5 protein-coding genes and 1 pseudogene are annotated in these 5,357 nt (G+C 37.2%); all 6 read right to left on the bottom strand.

The window, feature by feature from the left end:
• Positions 1–1,490: pseudogene (locus tag L0M85_RS09535) on the bottom strand (AAA family ATPase); the annotation flags it as partial.
• Entirely contained in the window at positions 1,441–1,800 is a 360-nt protein-coding gene (locus L0M85_RS09530) for a PrgI family protein (RefSeq protein WP_074324869.1), read from the bottom strand. The gene L0M85_RS09530 and the pseudogene L0M85_RS09535, both read right to left, overlap by 50 nt.
• Positions 1,801–1,853: 53 nt before the next feature.
• Complete coding sequence (locus L0M85_RS09525; RefSeq protein WP_135782421.1) at positions 1,854–2,708, bottom strand: conjugal transfer protein TrbL; 855 nt, start codon at positions 2,706–2,708, stop codon at positions 1,854–1,856.
• A gap of 16 nt (positions 2,709–2,724) precedes the next feature.
• Positions 2,725–2,967 carry a hypothetical protein gene (locus L0M85_RS09520; RefSeq protein WP_000627865.1) on the bottom strand — a complete coding sequence of 81 codons (243 nt, stop codon included), beginning with the start codon at positions 2,965–2,967 and terminating at the stop codon, positions 2,725–2,727.
• Positions 2,968–2,987: 20 nt separating this feature from the next.
• Positions 2,988–4,865, bottom strand: a complete 1,878-nt coding sequence (locus L0M85_RS09515; protein ID WP_000286823.1) for a type IV secretory system conjugative DNA transfer family protein — start codon at positions 4,863–4,865, stop codon at positions 2,988–2,990.
• Positions 4,865–5,353 carry a hypothetical protein gene (locus L0M85_RS09510; RefSeq protein WP_000093683.1) on the bottom strand — a complete coding sequence of 163 codons (489 nt, stop codon included), beginning with the start codon at positions 5,351–5,353 and terminating at the stop codon, positions 4,865–4,867. The genes L0M85_RS09515 and L0M85_RS09510 overlap by 1 nt, the downstream gene beginning before the upstream one ends.
• Positions 5,354–5,357: the final 4 nt, after the last annotated feature.

Genomic DNA, 5,357 nt, shown 5'->3' with positions numbered 1-5,357 from the left:
CGTCCAATGACACTGTACTCTGCTTCTGGATCCACGATGATAATTTCAGTATTTTCACCAGATTCCTTGATTTTGGTCGTGATAATTTCATGCTTGGTTGCCATCCCTTTCCCAGCTCCAGATGTTCCTAAAATCAGACCAGACGGTGTATTTAATAGGCTGCGATCAATGGTAATAATATTACTTGATATTTGATTGATACCGTAATATTTCCCACTACGGTCTTGTAAATCTACTGAAGTCCAAGGTGAGTTCACTGCTATATTGGACGTTAATAAACTCCGTGATACTCCCTCTAAAAAATCACAACCAAATGGTAGCAAACTATTAAAGGCTGCTTCTTGCATATATGGAAGTTTATCAATCATTAGGTCATTTGAGCCGGCCACTTGTTGGATAGTGTCTAGGGCTTGTTTGAGTTCTTCTTCATCCTGACCAAAGACCCCAATCAAGAAGACCGTTTGAAATAGTTTATCTCCTGTCTCGGTCATGGTTTTTAAGAGTTCCTCAGCTTCATCGATATTGCTTTCTAATACATGACCTACTTTTTCCAAATAGATACCTGTACGAGCTAGTTTTTGTTGTTCCCCAATCTTTTGGGATTCCATTAAGGTTTTCTTTGTTCGTAGTTTCTTCATGGCATCTGCCTTGGTCGAACTTTGAGCATGAAGGCTTACAATCAATTCCAGATCTCCTTGCATGAGGTCTCGGATAAACTGATCCCCTAATTCCATACCGTAGTCTCTCACATAGACAATCTGTAATAAGCGGTCATTGATTTGTAGGTAATTCTTGTTTTTAAAATCCAAGAGATTAGGTGCTATGAAGTGACGAGTTGTCTGGCCAGATCTCGTTAAATCACGATAAGAAAAAGGAAGATGGTGTTCTCCTCTAAGCATATCTGCCAACAAGTTCACCCGTTCTTCTCCAGTCAAGGATCCAAATCGAGCATCAATTTCTGAGAAACCACTCTTGAAATATTCGCCTATTTGAGACAAGGAACGATAAGCTTGTTTGGGATTAGAATCCTTTCTACCAAAACTAATCAGTTTCACAGCCGAAAAGTTATTTTCACCACTATCTAAATTTTGATTCATCATCCGATTCAATTCTTTACGATAGCTATCGTACCCATCTTCTTTTTCCTCATACAAAACACTGTGTCTGAATTTTTCTAAATTCAATCTTTTATTAAAAATGGTCAATTGGAAGTTGGTTTGGTCATCTAAAGAGTTAATCAAATCAGAATACTTCTCAATGATTGCTCCCTTATCTTCTAAACCAACAGTCTGGTAATTGACATCACCAAGTAAATAGCTTTGTGAGAAATAATCTTCTTTTACCTCCATCAGACCATTTTGATACAAGGCTTGATAGGAAAGAGTATTAGCCGTTGATGGTAACACTTCCTCTTTTTTATCTTTAACTTCTTCCTTTTTATTAGTCGTTGAAGTTTTTTGTTTCTTTAATGTATTTGATTTTCTTTTCATGTTCAAGTCCTTTCTTTCCTGAAATTGTGCGTAGGGGTATCGTTAGTTCAAAATGAAGACGGTATTTCAAATAATGTTCAAAATATAAATCATTGGGTTTATAGACTCCAAAAAGCAAGAGGGGGATGGTAAAAGCAAACACAAAACCGTAAACAAACCAATCTCCAAATTGCCAGAAAAAGAGATTCAAGCCCAAAACAATAATTGTGACAATAAAGGCTGGTAAAACAAAGATGATTTGTCTTGTGGTGAAACCTAACCAAGCCCTGTGTTGGTATTTTGAGATGTCTTTAAAAACACGTGTATTCATGACTTTCCTTTCTAAAAAGGCTAAGAAGCAACCACTTCCTAGCCTTTATCTAATTACATACCTAAGATTGAGCGAGCAGTACGTTGAGAACCAACGAGGGCAATAATCAGTAAGATAGCTTGTACCAAACTACCAAACATAATCGCAAGTGATTGCAGGACTCCTGCACCATTTGAAACAGCTATTTTACCAGCAGATTCAAACAAAGGAACAAGAGAAACAATCAGAAAAATAAGAACCCCTTGTACCGCATAGACCATAATATTTTTTAAATAGCCTATACCAATAGACTTCCATTCATCACTTAAAAATGTTGGAAACGTAAGAGGGGCAAATGGGATCATAAGGTAGAGTTGAATAAATCGAATAGATACCAAAAGATTAACCATGGCTGCACTTACTATCCGAACAAGCCAAATGAGGAGGGCGAAAAAGCCCACAATCATCCGGCCAATAAATCCTGACCCTTTTAATCCAGAGAGTGTATCATACTTTGCCCCACCGTGAGCCACAATCGAGGCCACTTGTTCAATGGCATGACTCGCAATCCCGATGATGGCTTCTACAATGACGGTAGTGTTGGTAATTACAACTGCGACCATAATATAACTAATCAGCATTGGCGCTAAGGCTTCAAAGGTCATCGCTCCACCAGAGTTAGCAATTTTCTTTGCCATCTTCGAAAATTCTAAGATGAGAACAACTGATAAAATCGCAACTCCAAGAGGCTGCATGACACTTTTAGTAATACTAGACATGTAAGTCCAAACTGTTGGATTGTAGCTAGATAGGGATTTAATCAGATCTACCGTAGATTGTAAATCCACATTAAATCCTTCAAATAAATTTTCAGCTGATATTTTTTCAGATGCAAGGTAAACAAAGGGTGAGACTAAACTTAGATTCATGTCATTGTTTATCCTCCTAAATTGAAATTTGAGTTACAAAGGCTCCAGCAGCCCCTACCATAACACCACCGACAATTTCAAGAATGGCATTCCGAACACCTGGTCCACCATCTTTAATGTTGGTTGCAAGGTTGACAATCCCCACAACAACGAGAAAGGCACCAACCGCAATCAATCCCTTCTGTAACAAAGACATAGCTTGTGCAAACATAGCACTTGCGTCTACTCCATAAACAAAACCTTTAAAATGCGTAATCATCTATTTCCTCTTTTCTATTTTTATTTTAAACTAGATTCAAAAGTTAAATCACGAATTCTAAGGCCTTCAAGATGATTTTCTTGTCTTTGATTCAAAGGATTGATTTGATAGTTCCACCACCGTTCATCGGTTTCTTGATTGGCTAGGTACTTCCAGTTTGGATGCTTGGTTGAATTGTATTTTTTGCTTTTAAAGACAGGCATATTGGCAATTCGAACCAGGCATTCATGCCGTTTCATATTTCCGACTTCATCGGGTGTCATTAAATCACGAGCAATCTTTTGATGAGAAAGGGAACCTGAACCTGTCTGGCCAAAGGAACGACTAGTATTTCGAACATCAATGGTTTGTTTACCGAGTAATCCACTCATAAATTTAAATGTATCTTCATCATTACCACCTAAGTAGACTAAGCTATCACAGTTCCCCAAAATGGTTTTCCAAGCTTCTTTTTCTTTATAGAGCCCTTGAAGTTGGGCAATATTTTGAAGAATGGGAACGAGACTCATATTACGAGAACGAACTGTTGAGGTTTGTTCAGCAAAATCTGGGATTTCTCCGATATTTGCGAACTCATCTAAGTAGACTCTCACATGAAGAGGTAATTGTCCCTTAAAATCAATATCTGCTTGTCTTGTTAAGGTTTGAAATACGGTTGAAAAAAAGAGGGCTGAAAGAAAGCGAAAGGTACTATCATTATCTGGGATAACTAAGTAAACCATTGATTTTTCCTTGCCCCATGTCTTCATATCAAGGGTATCTCTTTTGGTCAAATCCATGACACTTTGAATATTGAAGAGGGCAAATTTAGCAGTGGTTACAGCTATGACAGAATCCAGAGTCTTATCCTTATAATTTTGGAAATCAGCCCAATTTCGTATGGTAAAATTTTCAGTTCCATACTTTTTAGCATAATTTTCAAATAGAATTTCTAAGACACTTTTTTCTTGATTTTCACCCTTGGATAAGTGTTTAATGAGTTTTGAGATTTCAGCAAAACTTGGATAACGTCCTCGTTTTTTTCGCTCTTCCACTTCTTTTTTTTGACCTTTCAACAAGTTTTGGTATTCCTTTTGACTTAAACGACTTTCTTTTATGAGCTGTTCTCTTGTTTTAGGTGGATTATAGAAATCTACCAAGTAGGAGGCCAAAGCACGGACTAAAGTCATAGAAGCCTCATCCCAAAATGGATCACTACGGGAGCCAGAGCCTTTGGTGTTATTAAAATAAACCGTCAGCATGCGATTCAAATCGTTTTCTGTTTCTATATAGCGAAAAGGATTAAAGCCATCTGAGTTATTCATATTGACTAAATCTAGCACCTTTACTTGGTAGCCATGTTCTAAAAAGAGTTTGCCTGTTTTCTCGGCCAAGTGATCTTTAGGATCCACCACAATATTAGAACTATTCATCTGAATTAGATTGGGTTTCACAAAGCGAAAAGTCTTCCCACTTCCTGAACCTCCTATCACCGCAATATTCTTATTTCTATCATATTGGGGTGGTTTTTTATCTAATAATGTCAGACGAACATCTTGTGCTAAGATCGTATCATGAGAAAATTCTTTACCGTAAAAGAGCTTCTTTTCTTTTAGAGTTCCAAAACGGGCGCTCCCGTATTCTACCCCTTCTCGGTATTGTTTTTTACCAGTCTCTAGATAGAGATAAACTAGTAACATCATCACAAAACCTAGTAGAAAAAAAGCACTTGATTTTCCAGTAAAAGAAACATTCCATGGCGACTGAAGAACTTCATCTTGACCTTCCATCAGGAGATGAGTCCATTTATCTAAGATATTTCCAGTATAGGAATCATACAAAAGCGTCAAACGATGAAAAAGATAGCCTAGTAAGATACCTAACAGTGAGAATAGTAGGAATTTCTTTCCACTGTACATCATCTCACCATCTCTTTCTGTTTGACGGCTCCTTCTTGTCTAAAGGTAATTTGGGATTTAGCTTCATCAATAGCATCATCTAATGACTTATCCATGGTAAAATCAGCTAATTTCTCCGGATCATTAACCATTTTTTCTAAAAGATGGTCTAAATGATTATCCAGAATCGAACGGTCTTTCGTGTAGAAATGCAGAGAATCCCCTTGCCAAGCGATGGCTAAAGGAATCTCTTCTTTTTCTAAAAAAGCTTTAAACTTCTCTATATCAATTGGTTTGTCTAAAAAATCTTTTTTCAGATTAATCGTATCAATCGAATAAGGAGATTGTAGCAATTCTTCTAATTTCTGCACTCCTACCTTATAGGCGGAATCCTGTGCTAAAGCCTGACGTCTAGACCATTCTAGAATCTTTAAGAGACTTTTTACAGTAAATAAAAGACTACGCTCAGCATATTGAACTGCCATTCGTTCCTGTTGTTCAGAGGACATCTGA

This window comes from Streptococcus sp. DFI.7.26 (genome assembly GCF_022240605.1).
Classification (GTDB): Bacteria; Bacillota; Bacilli; order Lactobacillales; family Streptococcaceae; genus Streptococcus; species Streptococcus xiaochunlingii.
The sequence above is the reverse complement of the archived record's forward strand: the minus strand, read 5'-3'. Positions and strand labels throughout refer to the sequence as shown.